Below are 19,935 nucleotides of genomic sequence, written 5' to 3'. Positions count from 1 at the left end.
CAGCACAGGCGCAGCAGGTTGAACAGGATGAAAGCCGCTCAACCCTGTCCGGTCACTTGCACACTGTGGTTTCGGTTGCGCCACACCCGGTACGCACGAATCCCTGCGCGTACCGAGCCGAATAGCAGTTTTTCTTCCATGTCCCGCGCCATCCCCGAGCGCACCAACATGCGCAGGAAAGTGCCACGGGCGCGGGCGATGGCGAAGAAGATGCCTTGGGCCGCCAGGGTGTCGCGCACTTCGCGCAGGGCGGCGATGCCGCTGACATCGATGCTGGTTACCGCTTCGGCATCGAACAGCACGGCTTTAGGCTGGTCCTGGCTTTGCACGGCTTCAAGCAGGCGCATCTTGAAGTAGTCGGCATTGAAGAACAGGATGGCGTCGTCGAAGCGGTACACCACCAGGCCAGGCACGGTGCGGGCGTCCTTGAATTTGCGGATGTCCACCTGGCCTTCGGTGCCCGGCAGCCAGCCCAGTACGGCATCGGTGGGCTGGTAGATGCTGTAAAGCAGGCGCAGGATCGCCAGGGTCACGGCAAACACGATACCGGGCAGCACGCCCAAGCTCAGTACGCCCGCCGTGGTCACCAGGCACAGCCAGAACTCGAAGCGGCTTAGACGCCGGATATGCCCCAGCGACTTGATGTCGATCAACCCCCAGCCTGCCATCAGCAGCACGGCGCCCAGCGCAGCCTGGGGGATCCAGGCCATGGGCGCGGTGAAGAACAGCAGGATCAGGGCGATCACCAGTGCCGCGATGATGCCCACCAGCTGGCTTTTGCCACCGACCATGTCGTTGACTGCAGTGCGCGAGTCGGCACCGCTGATGGCAAAGCCCTGGGAAACCCCGGCCGCCAGGTTGCTCACGCCCAGGGCGACGAATTCGTGGTTGGCGTTGATCGCATAGCCATGCCGGGCGGCAAAGCTGCGTGCGGTAAGCATGGCGCTACAGAAGCTGACGGTGGCGATACCCAGGGCGTCGCGCAGCAGGCTCTTCATTTCCGCCAGGTTGCTGTGTGGCCAGGCCAGTTGCGGGATGCCTGCAGGTACCGGCCCAAGGACGGCGACGCCGAAGCGGTCAAGGCCGAACAGACCAACCAGCAGCATGAACAACGCCACTACCGTGAGGGCTGCGGGCAGGCGCGGGTAGCGCCGTGGCAGCCAGATGAGCAGGCCCAGGGCGGCCAGGCCGATGATCAATGTGACCCAGTGAATTTCCCCCAGACGCTGGAAGAAGTTGATCAGGCTGAGGATGAAACCGTCGCCCTCGATCTTGAAGCCCACCACCTTGGACAGCTGCCCGGCGATCAGGCTCAGGCCGATACCGTTGAGGTAGCCGATCAGGATCGGCCGCGAGAAGAAGCTGGCGATGAACCCGGCCCGCGCCAGGCCCGCGGCAATCAGCATCACGCCGACCAGCACGGTGACGATCACCGACAGTTCGACGATGCGCTGCGGGTCGCCCATGGCCAGCGGTGCCACGGCACCGGCGATCATCGCGCAGGTGGCGGCGTCGGGGCCGACCATCAGCTGGCGCGAGCTACCGATCAGCGCGTAGACCATCATCGGTAGCACACAGGCGTACAGGCCATATTGCGGCGGCAGCCCGACGATCTGCGCATAGGCAATGGCAATGGGAATCTGGATCGCGGCTACCGACAGGCCCGCTTGCAGATCGGCGTGGAACCATTCACGGCGGTAGTGCAGCAGGTTGGCAAGGCCCGGTAGCCAGCGGGAGAGAAACATGCGTTGTCCTTTCGAATGGTTTCACGAATCCAGTGAGCATATCCGCCACAAGCCGTTTCGCTTGCGCACGCAAAGGCCCGATGCGCATTGAAGCGGATCGGTGGGTAAATGGCCATGGGCCAGGTCAAGGCAGGGTGAAAAACGAAAAAAGGAGCCAAGGCTCCTTTTGACTGCGATGACGTTGCTGGAACGCCATGCGGGAATGCGATGTGGAGCGGGTAGAGGGAATCGAACCCTCAACTAAAGCTTGGGAAGCTTTCGTTTTGCCACTAAACTATACCCGCATCTGAGCTCGACTTTTTACCAGAACCTTCAGCGAATTAGAAGCCCAAGTTATAAAAAAGCTTGTCGGCGCCCCGTGGCCTGCGGGTATTGGCTACAAGGCGCCGAGACGCTCAGATGGCAAATGCATGCTGCCCCTGTTGCACGGGTTGGTAACGTTGGCGGGGTTCACGCACGGTTGGCTTGAGGAAGCCCAGCATAACATTGCGGGTGTTCTCGCAGGCGGTCTTGTTCTCCATGTCCAGGAAGTGGCCCGCATCGCGGATCACGCTGAACTGGCTTCTGCCCACATGCTTGCTGAACTGCCGCGCATCCTCGACTGTGGTGTACTCGTCGCGCTCGCCGTTGATGAACAGCACCGGGATGTTGATATTGCGCGCGCCTTGCAGCGCACGTTCCAGGTCGTGCTCCAGCACCTGGTTGATGTGGAAGTGCATCTGTGCGTACTCGTGGCTGTCCAGGCTGCTCACATGGCGGTAGTTGAAGCGTTTGAACAGCGACGGCAAGTGTTTGCCGATGGTGTCATTGACCAGGTTGCCGACCTGATAACGGTCGCAGGCGGCCAGGTACTGGCAGCCACGGTCCAGATAGTCGCGCATCGGCTCGTTGATCACTGGCGAGAACGAACTCACCACTGCCTTCTTCACGTACCGCGGCTGGTGCGCCAGCGCCAGCAGCGTGCTTGCGCCACCCCACGAAAAAGACATCACGTGGTCTGCCTGGAAGTGCTCGATCAGCTCAAGGAGGATATGCGCCTCGGTCTCCTTGCTGATCAGCCGTTCCTGGCGGTTGTGCGGCTTGGACTTGCCTGAATACGGCTGGTCGAACAGAACCACGTTGAACTGTGGGTGCAGGTTACGTACCGTCTGGGCGAACGAGGCCGTGGTGGCCAGCGAGCCGTTGATCAGGATGATCGTGTTTTCGGCCGCATCCGCGCGATAGAACTCCGTGTAAACCCGATACTGACCTTGGATATCAAGTACAGCGATTTCTGGCCTCATGTCATCGACTCCTGGCGCAAAAAGGGTATTCGCGTCACCTAGGGTGCACGTTCTTTATGACAGGTAGGCATTTGCCTGAAGATAATCCGGGGGCCCTGTGTCGATCCTTGGCACTTGCGTCGACGGTATTGTTTTTGGCGGGCAATTTGCCGTGCCCCAAGGCATCTAGGCTTTGGGTGGCCGGCAAAAAGTGTCATCGGCTGCAGGTGTGACTTGGTAGTCACATGCAGACTGACGATTTGGATTCAAGCAGTGGGTTGGGGATCGCGCAAGTGCCGTTCGGTAAGTAATGTGACTTTTGTCGCTGAGCGGTCGTATGACGACACGGGCTGTCTGTCACGGCCTAGACAGTGGCTATCTCATTGGCCGTCAGTTCACGATACTCCCCCGGCGCCAACCCCGGATCCAGCCGGATCGCCCCCATGCTCTCCCGATGCAGCCCCACCACCTTGTTGTTGAAATGCCCGAACATGCGCTTGACCTGGTGGTATCGCCCCTCGACGATCGCCAGCCGGGCTCGGTGGGGGCCGAGGATGTCCAGCTGGGCAGGTTGGGTGGTGAGGTCTTCGAAGGCAAAATAGAAACCCTCGCGAAACTTGGCCACATAGTGCTCGCCAATCTCGTCCTCGGTGTCCACCAGATAATGCTTGGGCAGCTTGGTGGCAGGCTGGGTCAGGCGCCGTGACCACTGGCCATCGTTGGTCAGGATCATCAGGCCGGTCGTGTTGAAATCCAGGCGCCCGGCTATGTGCAGGTCATCTCGCAACGCCGCTGGCAGCAGGTCGAGAACGGTACGGTGTTGCGGGTCGTGGGTGGCGCTTACGCAGCCAGTGGGCTTGTACAGCATCAGGTAGCGGGCCGGGCGGCCGGCCTGCAGCAGTTGCTCGTCCAGCTCTACGCGGCTGAATTCACGCACGTCGGTCAGCGGGTCGCTGACTACCTGGCCATCCACTCGCACGCGGCGTTGCGCCAGCATCAGGCGAACGTGCTGGCGGTTGTAACTGGGCAGGTTGGCGAGGAAACGGTCAAGGCGCATGGCAACGATCAGTGGGCAGCGGATGGACGGAGCTGTTCTTCAACGGCGGCGCAGCGCGGGCACAGACAGGCCTTGTTGCGCAGCTCGTCGGGCAGGGCCTGGAGCACGGCCGGGTCGATGGTCACGCTGTAGCACCAACACGCTTGGGTGGCACGGCGTGGGTCGGCCAGGCTGCACTGGTTGAGGGCACCGCAAGCGGGGCAGTGTTGCTTGTCATTCATGGCGGGTTTCACAGCAGACACGGTTGCGGCCAGCCTGCTTGGCACGATAAAGCGCGCGGTCGGCGCGGGTCAGCAGGGCGTGCAGGGTATCCCCCGGTTGCAGGCTGCTCAGGCCGATGCTGGTTGTCAGCCGCAGCGGCTGATTGTCGTAACTGAAGGTCAGCTGTTCGGTGCGTCGCCGGATCTTTTCCGCCACCTCGATGGCCTGGCGGCCTTCAGCTTCGCGCAGCAGCACGATGAATTCCTCACCGCCCCAGCGGCACAGTATATCTGACTGACGCAGGCTGCCTTGCAGCACATTGGCGAATTGGCGTAGCACTTCGTCACCTGCCAGGTGGCCGTGGTTGTCGTTCAGCGCCTTGAAGTGGTCCAGATCGATCAGCAAGGCCACCAGTGGGCTCCTGTCGCGCCTGGCTTCTCGCAGCGCCTGGGCGGCGAGCAGGTCGAAGCTGCGCCGGTTGTACAAGCCGGTGAGGCTGTCGAGCGTGGCCAAGGCTTCGGTGCTGGCCTGGTGGCGGCGGACCATGGCATGCACCAGTGCCAGCACCACCAGGGTGATCATCGTACAGATCGCCAGGTTCAGGTACAGCGCGTGGCGAATGCGGTCGAGGACGCCGGTTTCGCGTTTGTCCACCAACAGGTACCAGTCCAGTTCGGGCAGGTGGCGAACGTTGAGAAAGTGGCTGTGGTTTTCGCTGTCATGGTACTCGTGGCTGCCTTCGCCCGGCACCAACTGCTCGGCCAGCATGGCCTTCAGCTCAGGGTTGTCCTTAAGTGACTGGCCGACTTGCAAGCCATGCGGGCCACCCTCGGAGCCGGTCATCAGCACCTTGCCCTTGGCATCCGTGAAGAGCACCGCGCGCTGGTAGCGGCGTTGGTACTGATCGATCAGCTTGACCACCGACGATACGCTCAGCCCTACGCCTGCCGCGCCGATGAAGCGCTGCTGGTAGTCGTGCACCTGGTAGTTGATGAACACGGTCAGGCTGTCCTGGTTGGCCATGTCCAGGTCGACGTTGATCTCATAAGGGGCCTTGAGTTCACGCAGACGGAAATACCAGGCATCACGCCAGGTGCCCGGTTCGACGTGCTTGAGCACGCCTTTGGCCTGGTAGTAGGTCAGCGTGCGATCGGACACGAAAAAGGAGGTGAAGATGTCCTGCTTGCCCAGGACCTCGCTCAGGTAGCGGGTAATGCGTTGGGTATCCTGCTCGCCGGACAGTACCCAGTCGCGCAGGAAGGTGTCCTGGGCCATCATCGAGGCGATCAGCACCGGGCGGATCAGGTCTTTCTGGATTTCCGAGTAGACAGTGTCGGAGGTCAGCGGCAATTCGGTATTGATGATGCCGTCGCGGATGGCGCTGCGCGAGGAGAAGTAGCTGAGCAGCGAGGTGGCCAGGAAGCCGCAGGCCAGTAACACGAGCAGGGTAACGATCAGCGAGCGCTGCGAGAACAGAGCGGAACGTAAGGGCATGATCTTCCCGTGATGTGTGCCGAGCCGCTTATTCTAGTGAGATGGCAGGCAAATGACTGCAAGTTTTTCAGGGTTATTTCAGCTGTATCAAGTTATTGCAGAAACGGCACTGCACCTGCCCGCCACTGTCTTACTCAGTGTCGATTTACACATCTTGTATCGACGCTCGCCAGCGCCGCTGTTCGGGCACTCCAGCGGTCCAGGAGGCCGCCATGTCCTATCGAATCCTGTTGATCGCCCTGCTGGGGCTGATGACTTCGGCCTGCGCCCCGTACCATGAGCGCGGGGGCTATTACCGTTCGGACTATTACTCCACCGACCGCTATGTGGCGCCGGGGTATTACCGCTATGACCGTTACTATGTGGCGCCTGCGCCGCGCTACTACTATCAGCCTGCTCCCCGTTACTACAATCGGTCGGCCCCTGTGCCCCATTACCGGCCCTATCCGCAGCCGAGGATGAACCAGTGGCATGGCAACCCGCGCCATGACTACGGCAATCGCCAGCGGCAAGACTACCGGCAGGACCGGGATCGCCATGACTATCGCAATGACAGCCAGCGTTACCGGCAGGGCGACCGGCACTCCAATCGGCAGGTTGACCACCGCGGGCGCTGGGACGGGCGGGGCGGGCAGGGGCGAGGAGGAAACTGGCAGCGCTAGCTGAGCGGAGGCGGGGGCTGAAAAGCAGCCCCCGCATCAGCAGGCTAACCCACATCCGCCAATGGGTGCCGTCCTTCCCACGCCTTGGCAAAATGCGCCTCGACTACCGCCGCCGGTACTTGCGCCACATCAGGCCAGTGCCAGCGCGGCTGGTTGTCTTTGTCCAGCAGGCGAGCGCGCACGCCTTCACTGAATTCAGGGTGGCGGCAACAGTTCAGGCTCATGCTGTATTCCATCTGGAACACCTGCGCCAACGACAGGTACCGCGCCCGGCGGATCTGCTCCCAGACCAGATGCGCCGTCAGCGGGCAACCCTCATGCAGACGGTGGCCGGCATCTGCCAGCAATGGGTCGTCATGCTGCTTGAGCCTTTCCAGCGCGCGCCAGGCTGAAGCCGCATCCGCCACGTCGAGTAACTGATCGATCTCATGCCGTCGTGGCAGCCACTGGGCATCAGGCAGCTCGGCGCAGGCACGATGCTGCTCGGCCTTGAGCAGGCTGTTCAGTTGTATGGCGGTCTGCTCCTGCCAGTTGAGTTGCACCAACTCCTCGATCAAGGCCTCTTGCTGGTGCTCGCCCAGAAAACGGTCAGCCAGGCCTAGGTCAAGGGCATCGCGGGCGTTGATCGGCGCACCTGTCAGGCCGAAGAACAAACCCAGCTTGCCCGGCAGTCGGGCCAGGAACCAACTGGCGCCTACGTCAGGGTACAGGCCGATGCTGATTTCCGGCATGGCCAGCCGGCTGCTGGGTGTGACGATACGTACATTGGCGCCTTGCAGCAGCCCCATGCCACCACCCAGCACATGCCCATGGCCCCAGCACAGCAACGGTTTGGGGTAGGTGTGCAGGGCAAAGTCCAGGCGGTATTCGGCGGCGAAGAAGGAGGCCGCCAGCGGTGGGACACTGCCGGGGTGGTCCCGGCAGGCTTGCGCCAGCGTACGGACATCGCCGCCTGCGCAAAAGGCTTTTGCCCCGTTGCCGCGCAGCAGCACGCAGACGATACCCGGGTCGCGGGCCCAGGCATGCAGTTGTTCGCCCAGCACCTCGATCATCGGCAGGTTCAGGGCGTTGAGCGCCTTGGGCGCATCCAGGGTGGCGATGCCGATGCGGGCGCCATCGACGCCGGTGAGTACCTCGCAGTGAATGGTCATGGACTACCTCTCGCAAGTCATCGCTCAAGTATGGCTTGCCTGGCCGATCATGCCGGTCGTCGGTCGGATCGTTTGACAAGCGCGAAGGGCTTACCTAGTGTCGCGCCATTGTTTATGGAAGGCCCCATGACTGACGACGATCGCATCAAACTCGAACCCAGCTGGAAGGCCGCATTGCGCGGTGAATTCGACCAGCCTTACATGCACCAGCTGCGCGAGTTCCTGCGTGGCGAGTACGCTGCCGGCAAGGAGATCTACCCGCCAGGGCCGCTGATCTTCAATGCGCTCAATTCGACACCGCTGGACCAGGTGAAGGTGGTCATCCTCGGTCAGGACCCGTACCACGGGCCGGGCCAGGCACATGGCTTGTGCTTCTCGGTGCAACCGGGCGTGGCCACGCCACCGTCGCTGGTCAATATCTACAAGGAGCTGCAGCGCGACCTGAACATCCCGATCCCCAGCCACGGCTACCTCCAGAGCTGGGCGGAACAAGGCGTTCTGTTGCTCAACACGACCATGACCGTCGAGCGCGCCAATGCCGCGTCGCATGCCAAGAAAGGCTGGGAATTGTTTACCGACCGGATTATCCAGGTGGTCAGTGAGCAATGCCCGAATGTGGTCTTCCTGCTATGGGGGGCGCATGCACAGAGCAAGCAGAAGCTGATCGACGGTACCAAGCATCTGGTTTTGAAGTCGGTCCATCCTTCGCCGCTGTCGGCGTATCGCGGGTTCATCGGTTGCGGGCATTTCAGCCGTGCCAACAGCTTCCTCGAGCAGCGGGGGCTCGGGCCCATCGACTGGGCACTGCCCCCGCTGTGAGAAACCGCGGTGGGGTACGCAATCGCTCAGGGCGTCATGCTGATGCGCGGCTCGCTGCGCTGGCCAATGGCAATCCCCCGCTCATGGTTCTGGCGTACGTACTCCACCAAGGCTTCAAGGTCGGTGATGCCGGTGTCCTGGCGTCGCCTTCCTTCTTTGAAAGTGGCCAAGCCACCGCCACCATCGGCCAGGAAGAGGTTGCTGACCACGCGATAATGGGTCAACGGCTCAACGGGTTTGCCGTGAAGACGCACACTCCCCTCGACGACACGGCTGCCGACAGGCCGTGAACCATCCCACTCATAATGAAAACCCTTCGATACCTGCAGCGGATTGAAACTGCCCCTGTTCCATTGAAGGTTGAGCAGTTCGGTAATCTGCTTGCCTGTCAGTTCCTGAACCACCAGTGGGTTATTGAACGGTTGTACGGCGAATAATTGTTCGTAGGTCAGGTCGCTATCGGCAGGCTGGATAAGATCACTGCGCAGCCCACCCGGGTTGAGAAAGGCAACCTGGGTATTGAACGCCTGGGTCATGGCCAATTGGGCATCCGTGACCAGGTTCCCCAAGGTTGTTTCACCGGCCGCATTTTCTTTACGATCAAGTTCTGCCGTCGAGATGCGTCCTATGGGTTCGAGCAATTTTTCCCCGGACCGCTGACGCACTTCCTCCAGCAAACTGGCCAACTGGGCATTCGGCAGGTAGTTCTGTGGGTCAGCAGGAATATTGCGAGCGGTGATGTTCGTGACGTGATGGGTGCCTGGTGTTACCTGCAACTTCAACTGAGTCAGGAAGTGGCCGTACTTGCCAGCCTGAGTGATGCTCAAGTCACCCACCTTGCATTGATAGCTGGCATGCGAGTGGCCGCTGATGACGGCATCTACCGCAGGATCCAGCCGCTTGGCCACGTCGACGATCGTGCCACTTATCTGGCTGCAATCCTGCGTGTCGAACGGCTCGGCGGTATCCCCTCCCTGGTGCATGACCGCAATGATTGCATTCACACCCTTGGCCTTGAGCTCCGGAATCACGTCATTGATGGCTTGCGCTTCATCCGTGGCTTTGAGCCCTGCGAATGCGCTGGCCGAGACCACTTTTTCCATGTTGCGCGGCACTGCACCGACGAACGCTATTTTCACCCCTTTTACCTGCTCAATGTGATAAGCCGGTAGCAAGCGCTTGCCCGTAGTGGTATCGATCAGGTTGGACGCTATGTAAGGGAAGCCACTTCCTGGGTAGTTGCCGCGAAACTTGCAAGCCTTTTCAGGGCGCGTTGACTCGCATCCTCCGTGGATCTGACGAAGAAACTCGGCCTTGCCTGCATCCAGTTCGTGGTTCCCGGATGCGCTGACGATCATGCCCATCGCGTTCAAGGCCTCAAGCACAGGCTCGTCAGCCCACAGCGCAGAAATGGCGGGGCTGCCCCCTATCAAGTCGCCAGCCCCGATGAACAGCAGGTCGGGGTCCTGCGTTCGCAGTTCATCGAGCATGGCGCCGAGTGTGGCGATGCCGCCGTAGGTCAGGCGGGTAGCGCCTTGCGCGCCAGCGTAGTCTTGGGGGTTGGGTTCCAGGTAGCCGTGAAGATCATTGATAGCCACGACGTTGATCTGGACGGGGGCAGGTGACTCTGCGGCAAGGCTGCCTGCGCTTATGGCAAGGCATGCCCAGGCAATAGCCGAGCGATAGTTGCAAGAAAGACGAACTTTCATCATTACCTCTTGAATGCCGGGAAGTGTGGGTTTGCTGGCGATCAGGGCAGCAATCCGACTCTATTCACCCGGGCATTGGGCAAGTGGTAACTATCTATCTTCAGGGTACTTGCAGCTCGAATGCCTGTTGTCCCACAACCGGAAGAGCGGTTCTGCAAGAAACAACACCAGGATCAGGCGCATCACCTGCAGCGCCGTCACCAGCGGCACTGACAATTGCAGCGTTTCGGCCGTGAGGCTCATTTCGGCGATCCCGCCAGGCATCATCCCCAGTGTCAGCGAACGCAAGTCCAGTGCAGTCATCATGCTCAGCAGCCACGCGGCACTGGCGGCAATCGCCATGCACAACGCCGTGGCCATCAAGGTGCGCCCCAGGAACGACGGTGCGCGGCGGAAGAACGCGCGGTTGAAGTGACAGGCCAGGCCGCTGCCGATGAGCCACTGGCCGATCTGGCTGGCGCCATTGGGCAGGGCGATCTGCAGGTTGCCGGCCAGGCTGACCGTAGCCGCTACCAGCAATGGCCCGAACAGCCAAGGGTTGGGCTGGCGCAAGCGCTGCCAGAGCAAGGCAACGGCAACACCCAAGGGCGCAATCAATGCCAGCCAGCCCCAGCTCACGCTACCGGTGTGGTTCAGTGGCACCCCGTCACCCAGCAGAAACTTGAACAGCGCCGGCACGCACAGCACCACTGCCAGCACACGCAAGCTCTGCGCTGCCGCCACCTGGCTGAGCACCGCGCCATTGCGCGCCCCAAGGTTGACCATCTCTCCCGAACCGCCCGGCATGCTGGCAAAGAACGCGGTGGCGCGGTCTTCGCCGGTTCGCCGCAGCAGCCATACGCTGATCACGCTGGACAGGGTGGTGAACAACGCACCGAAGAAAATCAGCGCGAAATGGCTGGCCACCTGCTCGATCACCGCGGGGGTGAAGTGCAGGCCAATACCGATGCCGATGATCCACTGCCCGCACTTGCGGCCGTTGGGGATTTCCGAAAGCTGCCAACGCGTCAGGCAGCGCACCAGGATGATCGCCAGCAATGAACCGACCATCCATGGCAAAGGCCAGCCGACCTTGCTGGCGGCAAAACCGCCAGCAAGGCCGACCAGCCCGGTCGCGACGAACAATGGCAACGACCGATCAGGCATCGGCCAGGGCCCGGCGCTGCAGGCTGCGTTTGCGCCAGATGCGCAGCAGCGGCAGGGCGAGCATTACCACTACCAGCGCCCAGATGCCCATGCTGATCGGGCTCGACCAGAGGATGCCCAGTTCACCGTTGGAGATCGACAGCGCCCGACGCAGGTTCTGCTCCATCAGCCCGCCGAGGATGAAGCCCAGCAGAATCGGCGACAGTGGGAAGTCCAGCTTGCGCATGATGTAGCCCATGATGCCGATGCCGACCATCAGGAACAGGTCGAAGGTAGTGGCATGCACGGCGTAAACGCCGATCGCGGTGATGATGGCGATCACCGGCACCAGCGCCCAGTTTGGCACGGCGAGGATGCGGGTGAAGATGCGGATCATCGGGATGTTGAGGATCACCAGCATGATGTTGGCGACGAACAGCGAGGCGATCAGGCCCCAGACGATATCTGGCTGCTGTTCGAACAGCAGTGGGCCAGGGGTGATGTTGTACAGGGTCAGGGCGCCGATCATCACGGCCGTGGTGCCAGAGCCCGGTACGCCCAGGGTCAGCATCGGGACCAGGGCGCCACAGCAGGACGCACCAATGGCAGTTTCCGGGGCTGCCAGGCCACGGGCATCGCCTTTGCCGAACTTGCCGCTTTCCCCGGCCATGCGTTTCTCGGTCATGTAGGCCACGGCGCTGGCCAGCGTTGCGCCGGCGCCGGGTAGAACACCCATGATGAAACCGAGCAGGCCGCAACGGATGTTGACCAGGAACACCGAGGCCGCTTCCTTGAAGTTGAACAGCATACGGCCGGTAGCCTTGACCGCCTGGTGGCCATGGTGGGTCTTTTCCAGCAGCAGGAGGATTTCGCTGATGGAGAACAGGCCCAGCACGAGAACCACGAACTGAATGCCGTCGGCCAGGTGCACGCTGTCACCGGTGAAGCGGTACACGCCGCTGTTGGCGTCGATGCCGACCGCCGACAGGAACAGGCCGATGAGAGCAGCAATGAAGGTTTTCAGTGGTTTGTCACCGGCCATGCCACCCAGCGCGACGATGGCGAACACCATCAGCACAAAGTACTCCGCCGGGCCGAAGGCGATGGCCCATTTCGCCAGCAGCGGGGCGAACAGCACCATGCCGCAGGTGGCAATGAAGGCGCCGATGAACGAACTCCAGGCCGACAGCGACAGGGCAACACCGGCCAGGCCCTGGCGGGCCATCGGGTAACCATCGAGGGTGGTCATGACGGTCGAGGCTTCGCCCGGGATGTTCAGCAGGATCGAGCTGATACGCCCGCCATATTCGCAGCCCAGGTACACCGCGGCCAGCAGGATCAGCGCCGATTCCGGCGGCAGGCCGAGGGCAAAGGCGATGGGGATCAGCAGGGCCACGCCGTTGATCGGGCCCAGGCCCGGCAGCAGGCCGACCACGGTGCCGATCAAGGTGCCGGAGAGGGCGGTGACCAGGTTGTAGGGGGACAGGGCAATGCCGAAGCCCTGGCCCAGGTAGCTCAAGGTATCCATGTCAGTTCTCCAGTACGCTCAGCAGGCCAAGGGGCAGGGGCACGTCCATCACGCGGTCGAACAGCCAGTAGAGGAAAATGCTCATGCCGGCCACCACAATGGCGCTTTGCAGCCAGCGGCCACCGTACAGCCGAGCCATGGGCAGGCCGACCAGGATGGCGCTGAGGATGAAGCCGAGCGCTTCGAAAGTGGCGGCGAAGACGATCAGCAGGCCGACACAGGCGGTGATCTTGATCAGGGTCTCGCGGTCCAGTTCCGGTTCGTCATCCTTGCGCACGATGGGCGTTGGGCGGAACACCAGGTACAGCAGGCCCAGTCCCATCAGGCCGAGCACCAGCAGCGGGTAAGCGCGCGGGCCCACCGGTTCATAGGAGAATGCAGCCTGATAGGGCCAGGCCATCACGGCCAGGGCGGCACACATCGCCAGCAGGGCCAGGGCGAAAATGCGTTGAAGGATCATTGGGGAATCCTCGTTGGGATTGCTCAAGTGAAATGCAAATCCTGTGGGAGCGGCCTTGCGTTGCGATCGGGCGCGAAGCGGCCGCTAAACCTGCCGATGCGATCTGTCCGAAGCATCGTATCGGCTGTGCCGGGGGCCGCTTCGCGCCCGATCCCGACACAAGGCCGCTCCCACAGGGGTGGTGGTGAGTCCGACAGGCTTACTGGATCAGGCCGAATTCCTTGGCCAGCGCCTTGTAGTCAGCCACTTGCTTCTTCACATAGCCGTCCAGCTCTTCGCCGGTCATGGCGAACGGGAACAGCTCGCGCTGGTCTCGCAGCTTGGCGAAGTCCTCGGAGGCCAGCATCTTGTCGAACGAGGCCTTCCACCAGGCGTAGTCCTCGTCGCTCACTTTTGGCCCCAGGTAGAAACCGCGCACCACCGGCCAGACGATGTCGTAGCCCTGCTCCTTGGCAGTAGGGATGTCTTTCATTTCCGGCTCGTCCAGGCGGTTTTCAGAGAACACCGCGAGGATGCGCATGTTGCCGCTCTGGATGTGCGGCATGGAGTCGGAAATGTCGGTAGAGCCGACCTGGATGTGGCCGCCCAGCAATGCCGTGGCGATTTCGCCGCCGCCCTCCAGGGCCACGTAGCGCAGGTCGCGCGGGTTGATGCCAGCGGCCTTGGCGATCAACGCAGTCTGCATCCAGTCCTGGCTGCCGACGGTGCCGCCGGAACCGATCACGACCTTGCTCGGGTCTTTCTTCAGGGCTGCGACCAGGTCATCAAGTGTCTTGTAGGGCGAGTCGCTCTTCACTGCGATGGCACCGTAGCTGGTGCCGACGGCAGCCAGCCATTTCACCGCGTTTTCGTCGAAACGACCGAACTTGCCCTGGGCCAGGTTAAGCAGCGAGCCGCTGGACCAGGCCACCAGCGTGCCGGCGTCTGCCGGGCGCTGGGCGACCACGGCGTTGTAGGCGACCGCGCCGACCCCGCCGGGCATGTAGGTGACGCGCATCGGTTTGCTGAGGATCTTTTCTTGTACCAGTGCGCTTTGCACCAGCTTGCAGGTCAGGTCGAAGCCACCGCCGGGTGAGGCGGGAGCGATGCATTCGGGGCGTTTCGGTTCTGCAGCGAGGGCGTTGCCGGCCAACAGCAGGCAGCCGGTAGCGAGGACGAGGCGGCGCAGTGAAAAGGTCATCGTCGATCTCCGTGAGTGTTGTTGTTATCGGATTACCGCTATGGGGTTACCACAGCGCCACGCTGTAGCTGACCAACAGCCTCACTTCATCCGCGTCACGGGCGAAGTTGGAGCGGAAGGTGGCGTTGCGCAGACGCACGGCGACGTTCTTCAACGGGCCGCTTTGTACCACGTACTTCAGTTCGGTGTTGCGTTCCCACTCTTTGCCTTCGCCACCGGCAGCACGGCTGACGTTGTCACCGCTGATGTAACGGGTCATGAAGGTCAGGCCCGGTACGCCGAGCGCGGCGAAGTTGTAGTCGTAGCGCGCCTGCCAGGAGCGTTCGTCGGCCCCGGCGAAGTCATTGATCTGGACGAAGTTGACCAGGTACGGGTCGGCGCCATCCACATACGGGAAGGCACTTTCGCCAGACAACTGCTGCCAGGCGGCGCTGACCTTGTGCCCGCCCAGGGCATAGCTGAGCATGCCGTTGACGGTGGTGTTGTCGATGTTGCCGGCCTTGGCTGCACCGGCGTCGTCGCTCATGGCAAGGCGCAGGTCGGCACCCAGGGTGCCCGGGCCCCATGGCTGTGTGGCGACCATGCCGATGAAGTGCTGGCGGTAGATATCGTCGAGCTGGGCGAAGTGGTAGCTGCCGGTGATGCGGTCGGTGAACTGGTAGTCGAGCCCGCCCAGGGCCAGGTTGTCAGCGCTGAAGGTGCCACCGAAGCGGCCGTTCTTGTTGTTCAGCGCCAGGTCTTCCCAGTTGGTGTCGTTGCGGTCCTTGGCCTTGTCCAGGCGGCCACCGGTGAAGGTCAGGCCCTTGATCTCCTTGGAGGTGAGTAGGCCACCCTCGAAGGTTTGCGGCAGGATACGCCCGTCGTTGGGCTGCAGGGTCGGCAGTTCGGGGATCAGGGTGCCGATCTTGAGTTCAGTCTGGGAGATCTTCACCTTGCCGGTCAGGCCCAGCTTGGAGTACTCGTCAGCAGCCTTGCCGTCATCGTGGGTGGGCAGCAGGCCGCTGTCGGTACGGTCGGGGCTGGAGTCGAGCTTGATGCCGAGCATGCCCAACGCGTCCAGGCCAAAGCCCACGGTGCCATCGGTGTAGCCAGACTCGAAATTGAGGATGAAGCCCTGGGCCCATTCATCGCGCTTGGATTGCTGCGCGCTGGTGCCGTCGCGGAAGTCGCGGTTGAAGTACATGTTGCGGGTTTCGAAGGTGGCCGTGCTGTCTTCGAAGAAGGCGGCCTGGCTCATCGGGGCGACACCGGCAAGCGCGAGGGCGCTGGCGATGGCCGAGGGGCGAGCGATAAAGGAACGGGTAGGCGCGAACGCCTGCGGCTGCGATGACAGCATCGTCGATGACTCCGTTTATTGTTCTTATTCGTTGCACCTTGCTGGTGCTTTTTTCGGCGCGAAGGGCGACCGTGGTGCGATGCTAGGCAACGAACCTTTCGCTAACCTTTCAGCGTGAAAGGTTTGTCACGAGGGGCTTCACAGGCGTGGTGACAGCGGTACACTCCGCGCCACCGCCCCACCCGAGCCGGGAGAATCCGATGCGTGTGCTACTGGTCGAAGACCACCTGCAACTGGCCGAAAGCGTGGCCCTGGCCTTGAAAAGCCATGGCCTGACCGTGGATGTGCTGCATGACGGCGTGGCTGCCGACCTGGCGCTGGCCAGTGAGGAATACGCCGTGGCCGTGCTGGATGTCGGCCTTCCGCGCATGGACGGCTTTGAGGTACTGGCGCGCTTGCGAGGCCGTGGCAAGACCTTGCCAGTGCTTATGCTGACTGCGCGCAGTGACGTCAAGGACCGGGTCCATGGCCTGAACCTGGGCGCCGACGATTATCTGGCCAAGCCGTTTGAGCTGACCGAGCTGGAGGCGCGGGTCAAGGCCTTGCTGCGCCGCAGTGTGCTCGGTGGCGAGCGCCAGCAACGCTGTGGGCCGCTGGTGTATGACCTGGACACCCGGCGCTTCACCCTCGGTGATGACAACCTGACGCTGACCTCCCGCGAGCAGAGTGTGCTGGAAGCGCTGATCGCTCGCCCGGGTCGGGTGATGAGCAAGGAGCAGCTGGCTGCCCAGGTGTTTGGCCTGGACGAAGAGGCCAGCCCTGATGCCATCGAAATCTACATTCACCGACTGCGCAAGAAGCTCGACGGGCACCCTGTGGCCATCGTCACTTTCCGCGGTCTGGGCTATTTGCTTGAGCACCGCGATGCGTGACAACGGCAGCCTGCGCGGGCGCTTGCTGGGTAATTTGGCGCTGTTGCTGGTGGTGCTGATGCTGGCCAGCGGCCTTAGTGCCTACTGGAATGGCCGCGAGGCCGCCGACACCGCCTACGACCGCACGCTGCTGGCTTCGGCGAGAACCATCGCCGCGGGCCTGTCGCAGCGCGATGGTTCGTTGAGCGCGGATGTGCCTTACGTGGCGCTGGACACGTTCGCCTATGACAGTGCGGGGCGCATTTACTATCAGGTGCTGGATATCCAGCAAAGGCTGATTTCTGGCTACGAGAACCTGCCGCCACCGCCGCCTGGCACGCCGCGCACCGACGACTATCCGGCATTGGCACGGTTCTACAACGCCACTTACCTGGGCCAGGACGTTCGTGTGGTCAGCCTGCTGAAGCCGGTCAGCGAGCCGAACATGAACGGCATGGCAGAAATTCGCGTAGCCGAAACCGAGGAAGCGCGGGTGCGTATGGCCCGAGGGTTGATGGCCGATACCCTGCTGCGCCTGGGCATGCTGGCACTGGGGGCGTTGGTGATGGTGTGGTTTGCCGTGAGTGCCGCGTTGCGGCCGTTGGAGCGCCTGCGCACAGCGGTGGAGGAACGTCAGCCGGACGACTTGCGAGCGTTGCCGGTGGTGCAGGTACAGCGCGAGCTGGGCCCGCTGGTGCGCGCCTTGAACCACTTTACCGAGCGCTTGCGTGGCCAGTTCGAGCGCCAGGCGCAGTTCATTGCCGACGCGGCCCACGAACTGCGAACGCCGCTGGCGGCGTTGAAGGCACGGGTCGAGCTGGGCTTGCGCTCGGCCGAGCCGCAGGAGTGGCGGCAGACCTTGGAGTCGGCAGCCCAGGGCACCGACAGGCTGACCCACCTGGCCAACCAGCTGTTGTCCCTGGCGCGGGTCGAGAATGGCGCACGGGCGATTGCCGAAGGCGGTGCGCAGCGTCTGGACTTGAGTCAGTTGGCCCGCGAGCTGGGCATGGCCATGGCGCCTTTGGCGCACAAGCGCGGGGTGGCGCTGGCGCTGGAGGCCGAGGCGCCGGTGTGGCTGAAGGGGGAGCCGACATTGCTCAACGAGTTGTTGAGCAACCTGGTGGACAATGCCTTGGCGCATACGCCAGCGGGTGGCAATGTGATTTTGCGGGTAATGGCGCCGGCAGTGCTGGAAGTGGAAGACGACGGGCCAGGTATTCCCGTGACCGAGCGCGAACGGGTGTTCGAGCGGTTCTACCGGCGAAGTGCGCAGGGCAGTGGGTTAGGGCTGGCGATCGTTGGCGAGATCTGTCGGGCGCACCTGGCGCAAGTGAGCCTGCATGATGGCGAGAAGGGCGGGTTGCGGGTGCGGGTGAGCTTTATCGCGGATTGATGGTTTGCCTGTGTCGCCCCTTTCATGGGCTCACCCGCGAAAGGGGCGACACAGGCTGCTACAGCTCAGCGCAACATGCTCCGCGCCTCCAGCAGTTCATCGACCTCCAGCTCGGTGCCAAACGGCAACCCCAGATGGCGGTACGCCGGCAGCGCAGCCAATGGCCGGTGACGCCCGCGCTGACTGATGCAGCGGGCGATCTGCACGATGTCGATGTAATCGATCTTGTCAGTCTGGCGGTCCAGGTCATGAACCTGGCTCGGCAGGTGGACCAACTGCTCCGGAAACTCCCAGGCCTTGAGGATCTTGTCCCCCAGCACCGGCTGGAGTTGCTCGATCACGTAATGCAGGCAAACCGGGTCGGACAACAGTTCGTTGTGCTCTTCGGCATAGATGAGTACCGGCAGCGCGCCAATCTGGTTGACCAGCCCACCCAAAGTGGCCTGGTCGGGCTTGAGAGGTGTGAAGCGGCGGCAGATTTCGTAGCTGATGCCCGCCACTTCCAGGCTACTGGCCCAGATATCGCGCAGTTTCTGCTCCACTGCCGGCGAGCGGGCATGGAAAATCTGCTCGATCACCAGGCCGATGGCCAGGTTGCAGCTGTAATTGATGCCTAGCCGCGTGATGGCGGTATGCAGGTCGGTCACCTCGACCGCAGCACGCAGCAGTGGGCTGTTGACGACCTTGATCAGGCGCGCTGACAGGGCCGCGTCGCGGCCGATCACCTTGCTCAGGGCCGCTACGCTGATCTCGCTGTCTTCCGCTGCCTCGCGGATGCTCAAGGCAACCTCGGGCAGGGTTGGCAGGACCAGGTCATCCTTTTCGATGGCGTCGAGCAATTGTGCTTGAACCAACTCGGCCAGCTTGTTCATGGGCATGTCTACCGCAGTGGTGGTGCGGCCCCGCCACAGGGGTGGGGCAGGCTGGTCAGCGCTGGATTTCCCGGTCGCGGTCCAGTTCGTAAGGCAGGGTCAGTACCTGCAGGCGCGGGCCTTCGAGGCTGCCCAGGTGCAGGTTGCCGTCTTCCACCGCCTCGGCGCTGAGCACCGCGAGCAGTTCGCAGCCCGTGCCGTTGCCGGCAGCAATGACCACTTCACCGACCGACGACCCATGGGTGGGCGAGAAAATCTCGGCGCCCGGGGCCGGAATGGCCTGCTGGTCCAGGGCCAGGCGGTACTGGCGGCGCTTGAGTTTGCCCAGGTACTGCATGCGGGCGACGATTTCCTGGCCGGTGTAGCAGCCTTTCTTGAAGCTGACGCCGTCGACGGCCTGCAGGTTGATCATCTGCGGGATGAACAGCTCACGGGTTGGGCCCATGACCTGGCCGATACCAGCGCGAATCTGCCCCAGCAGCCAATCGTTGACACTGCCTTCGGGCAGCGCTGCGGCAAGGGCCTGGCGTACAGGCTCGGCGTCAGCCGCCGGCACCCACAACTCGACCCGGCCGGCGGACACGGCGATCGCGATCAGCCCGTCATGGCGCACGGTGCTACCGGCGGCGGCGGGCACGACAAGCCCCAGCGCCTGCAGTGCAGCGTCGCCACCTTGCAGGCCGAAGCGTGCCCATACGCTGCTTTCGTCGGTCAGCGTGGCTTTGGAGAACACAGCGTATTTTTTCAGGTCGGCCAGTTGCGCGTCGAGCAGTTCACTGGCCATGGCCAGCAAGTAGCCGTTGCCTTCGGGCACTATGCGGAAGCTCGACTGCATGCGCCCCTTGACCATGCAGCGGGCGCCGAGGCTTGCGTATTCCTGGCTGAGGTAGTTGATGTTGCAGGTCAGCTGGCCTTGCAGGAACTTGCCTGCATCGGAGCCGCGGACGGCGAGGATGCCCTCGTGGGACAGGGGGCAGAAGAAAGCGGAATCGGCCATGGGTCATCGCGGTGGCTAAAGACTGGCGGCCATCATAGAACGCCGGTAACAAAATAGGTAGGTGACTAGACCAACGCCCGGTGTCGCTTCGCG

At 62.6% G+C, this 19,935-nt stretch carries 18 protein-coding genes and 1 tRNA gene; 4 read left to right on the top strand and 15 right to left on the bottom strand.

All coding sequences use genetic code 11. From position 1 onward, the window contains the following. Positions 1-38: 38 nt before the first annotated feature. The 6 genes from ACI7M0_RS21465 to ACI7M0_RS21440 form a co-directional block, all read right to left on the bottom strand. Positions 39-1,745 carry a SulP family inorganic anion transporter gene (locus ACI7M0_RS21465; protein ID WP_121162150.1) on the bottom strand — a complete coding sequence of 569 codons (1,707 nt, stop codon included), beginning with the start codon at positions 1,743-1,745 and terminating at the stop codon, positions 39-41. 210 nt (positions 1,746-1,955) lie between these two features. Beyond that, a tRNA-Gly gene (locus ACI7M0_RS21460) sits at positions 1,956-2,029 on the bottom strand. Positions 2,030-2,140: 111 nt separating this feature from the next. After that, positions 2,141-3,028, bottom strand: coding sequence for a (R)-3-hydroxydecanoyl-ACP:CoA transacylase (gene phaG, locus ACI7M0_RS21455; RefSeq protein WP_010952516.1), 888 nt, complete (start codon positions 3,026-3,028; stop codon positions 2,141-2,143). Between the two features lie 343 nt (positions 3,029-3,371). After that, positions 3,372-4,064, bottom strand: a complete 693-nt coding sequence (locus ACI7M0_RS21450) for a pseudouridine synthase (protein WP_104887104.1) — start codon at positions 4,062-4,064, stop codon at positions 3,372-3,374. Positions 4,065-4,072: 8 nt separating this feature from the next. Further along, the gene (locus ACI7M0_RS21445; protein ID WP_003252007.1) at positions 4,073-4,285 is read right to left on the bottom strand and encodes a cysteine-rich CWC family protein; all 213 of its coding nucleotides are present in this window, start codon (positions 4,283-4,285) and stop codon (positions 4,073-4,075) included. Beyond that, positions 4,278-5,759 (bottom strand): diguanylate cyclase, encoded by a 1,482-nt coding sequence (locus ACI7M0_RS21440; RefSeq protein WP_129933760.1) that lies wholly within the window; start codon positions 5,757-5,759, stop codon positions 4,278-4,280. The genes ACI7M0_RS21445 and ACI7M0_RS21440 overlap by 8 nt, the downstream gene beginning before the upstream one ends. 212 nt (positions 5,760-5,971) lie before the next feature. On the opposite strand from ACI7M0_RS21440, the gene ACI7M0_RS21435 reads away from it, so the two are divergent. After that, entirely contained in the window at positions 5,972-6,421 is a 450-nt protein-coding gene (locus ACI7M0_RS21435) for a hypothetical protein (protein WP_064491121.1), read from the top strand. 44 nt (positions 6,422-6,465) lie between these two features. Here ACI7M0_RS21435 and ACI7M0_RS21430 read toward each other — a convergent pair whose 3' ends face one another. Further along, entirely contained in the window at positions 6,466-7,572 is a 1,107-nt protein-coding gene (locus ACI7M0_RS21430; protein WP_104887106.1) for an enoyl-CoA hydratase/isomerase family protein, read from the bottom strand. A 126-nt stretch (positions 7,573-7,698) separates the two neighbouring features. Between ACI7M0_RS21430 and ung the strand changes: the two genes are divergently transcribed. Continuing rightward, positions 7,699-8,391, top strand: coding sequence for a uracil-DNA glycosylase (ung, locus tag ACI7M0_RS21425; RefSeq protein ID WP_010952520.1), 693 nt, complete (start codon positions 7,699-7,701; stop codon positions 8,389-8,391). A 26-nt stretch (positions 8,392-8,417) separates the two neighbouring features. On the opposite strand, the gene ACI7M0_RS21420 is transcribed toward ung, so the two are convergent. From ACI7M0_RS21420 to ACI7M0_RS21395, 6 genes are all read right to left on the bottom strand, one after another. Then, complete coding sequence (locus tag ACI7M0_RS21420; RefSeq protein ID WP_129933346.1) at positions 8,418-10,100, bottom strand: bifunctional metallophosphatase/5'-nucleotidase; 1,683 nt, start codon at positions 10,098-10,100, stop codon at positions 8,418-8,420. A gap of 90 nt (positions 10,101-10,190) precedes the next feature. Continuing rightward, complete coding sequence (locus ACI7M0_RS21415; protein WP_010952522.1) at positions 10,191-11,246, bottom strand: AbrB family transcriptional regulator; 1,056 nt, start codon at positions 11,244-11,246, stop codon at positions 10,191-10,193. Beyond that, a complete protein-coding gene (locus ACI7M0_RS21410; RefSeq protein ID WP_010952523.1) occupies positions 11,239-12,753 on the bottom strand; it encodes a tripartite tricarboxylate transporter permease in 1,515 nt (504 codons plus the stop codon). The genes ACI7M0_RS21415 and ACI7M0_RS21410 overlap by 8 nt, the downstream gene beginning before the upstream one ends. A 1-nt stretch (position 12,754) precedes the next feature. Next, entirely contained in the window at positions 12,755-13,213 is a 459-nt protein-coding gene (locus ACI7M0_RS21405; RefSeq protein WP_049587364.1) for a tripartite tricarboxylate transporter TctB family protein, read from the bottom strand. A 199-nt stretch (positions 13,214-13,412) separates the two neighbouring features. After that, positions 13,413-14,393, bottom strand: a complete 981-nt coding sequence (locus tag ACI7M0_RS21400) for a tripartite tricarboxylate transporter substrate binding protein (RefSeq protein ID WP_003252023.1) — start codon at positions 14,391-14,393, stop codon at positions 13,413-13,415. Positions 14,394-14,439: 46 nt separating this feature from the next. After that, positions 14,440-15,729 carry an OprD family porin gene (locus tag ACI7M0_RS21395; protein ID WP_129933348.1) on the bottom strand — a complete coding sequence of 430 codons (1,290 nt, stop codon included), beginning with the start codon at positions 15,727-15,729 and terminating at the stop codon, positions 14,440-14,442. A gap of 200 nt (positions 15,730-15,929) precedes the next feature. Between ACI7M0_RS21395 and ACI7M0_RS21390 the strand changes: the two genes are divergently transcribed. Both ACI7M0_RS21390 and ACI7M0_RS21385 read left to right on the top strand, forming a co-directional pair. Next, entirely contained in the window at positions 15,930-16,601 is a 672-nt protein-coding gene (locus ACI7M0_RS21390) for a response regulator (protein ID WP_010952527.1), read from the top strand. Next, the gene (locus ACI7M0_RS21385) at positions 16,594-17,973 is read left to right on the top strand and encodes a sensor histidine kinase (protein ID WP_129933350.1); all 1,380 of its coding nucleotides are present in this window, start codon (positions 16,594-16,596) and stop codon (positions 17,971-17,973) included. Before ACI7M0_RS21390 ends, ACI7M0_RS21385 begins: the two co-directional genes overlap by 8 nt. 65 nt (positions 17,974-18,038) lie before the next feature. Here the strand turns inward: ACI7M0_RS21385 and ACI7M0_RS21380 are convergent, their stop codons facing one another. Both ACI7M0_RS21380 and ACI7M0_RS21375 read right to left on the bottom strand, forming a co-directional pair. After that, complete coding sequence (locus tag ACI7M0_RS21380) at positions 18,039-18,845, bottom strand: HDOD domain-containing protein (RefSeq protein ID WP_028698136.1); 807 nt, start codon at positions 18,843-18,845, stop codon at positions 18,039-18,041. Positions 18,846-18,900: 55 nt separating this feature from the next. Next, positions 18,901-19,842, bottom strand: coding sequence for a folate-binding protein YgfZ (locus ACI7M0_RS21375; protein WP_129933351.1), 942 nt, complete (start codon positions 19,840-19,842; stop codon positions 18,901-18,903). Positions 19,843-19,935: the final 93 nt, after the last annotated feature.

Origin of the sequence: Pseudomonas sp. 10(2024), assembly GCF_045164175.1 — a bacterium.
In the GTDB taxonomy this organism is placed as follows: domain Bacteria; phylum Pseudomonadota; class Gammaproteobacteria; order Pseudomonadales; family Pseudomonadaceae; genus Aquipseudomonas; species Aquipseudomonas alloputida.
This window is presented reverse-complemented; position numbering and strand designations above follow the sequence as displayed.

Bases quoted from the DNA above. Each gene is read 5' to 3' on its own strand.
- ACI7M0_RS21420 (WP_129933346.1), bottom strand. From the start codon at position 10,100: ATGAAAGTTCGTCTTTCTTGCAACTATCGCTCGGCTATTGCCTGGGCA.
- ACI7M0_RS21440 (WP_129933760.1), bottom strand. From the start codon at position 5,759: ATGCCCTTACGTTCCGCTCTGTTCTCGCAGCGCTCGCTGATCGTTACC.
- ACI7M0_RS21450 (WP_104887104.1), bottom strand. From the start codon at position 4,064: ATGCGCCTTGACCGTTTCCTCGCCAACCTGCCCAGTTACAACCGCCAG.
- ACI7M0_RS21415 (WP_010952522.1), bottom strand. From the start codon at position 11,246: ATGCCTGATCGGTCGTTGCCATTGTTCGTCGCGACCGGGCTGGTCGGC.
- ACI7M0_RS21385 (WP_129933350.1), top strand. From the start codon at position 16,594: ATGCGTGACAACGGCAGCCTGCGCGGGCGCTTGCTGGGTAATTTGGCG.
- ACI7M0_RS21395 (WP_129933348.1), bottom strand. From the start codon at position 15,729: ATGCTGTCATCGCAGCCGCAGGCGTTCGCGCCTACCCGTTCCTTTATC.
- ACI7M0_RS21380 (WP_028698136.1), bottom strand. From the start codon at position 18,845: ATGAACAAGCTGGCCGAGTTGGTTCAAGCACAATTGCTCGACGCCATC.
- ACI7M0_RS21445 (WP_003252007.1), bottom strand. From the start codon at position 4,285: ATGAATGACAAGCAACACTGCCCCGCTTGCGGTGCCCTCAACCAGTGC.
- ACI7M0_RS21390 (WP_010952527.1), top strand. From the start codon at position 15,930: ATGCGTGTGCTACTGGTCGAAGACCACCTGCAACTGGCCGAAAGCGTG.
- ACI7M0_RS21430 (WP_104887106.1), bottom strand. From the start codon at position 7,572: ATGACCATTCACTGCGAGGTACTCACCGGCGTCGATGGCGCCCGCATC.
- ung (WP_010952520.1), top strand. From the start codon at position 7,699: ATGACTGACGACGATCGCATCAAACTCGAACCCAGCTGGAAGGCCGCA.
- ACI7M0_RS21410 (WP_010952523.1), bottom strand. From the start codon at position 12,753: ATGGATACCTTGAGCTACCTGGGCCAGGGCTTCGGCATTGCCCTGTCC.
- ACI7M0_RS21400 (WP_003252023.1), bottom strand. From the start codon at position 14,393: ATGACCTTTTCACTGCGCCGCCTCGTCCTCGCTACCGGCTGCCTGCTG.
- ACI7M0_RS21405 (WP_049587364.1), bottom strand. From the start codon at position 13,213: ATGATCCTTCAACGCATTTTCGCCCTGGCCCTGCTGGCGATGTGTGCC.
- ACI7M0_RS21435 (WP_064491121.1), top strand. From the start codon at position 5,972: ATGTCCTATCGAATCCTGTTGATCGCCCTGCTGGGGCTGATGACTTCG.
- phaG (WP_010952516.1), bottom strand. From the start codon at position 3,028: ATGAGGCCAGAAATCGCTGTACTTGATATCCAAGGTCAGTATCGGGTT.
- ACI7M0_RS21375 (WP_129933351.1), bottom strand. From the start codon at position 19,842: ATGGCCGATTCCGCTTTCTTCTGCCCCCTGTCCCACGAGGGCATCCTC.
- ACI7M0_RS21465 (WP_121162150.1), bottom strand. From the start codon at position 1,745: ATGTTTCTCTCCCGCTGGCTACCGGGCCTTGCCAACCTGCTGCACTAC.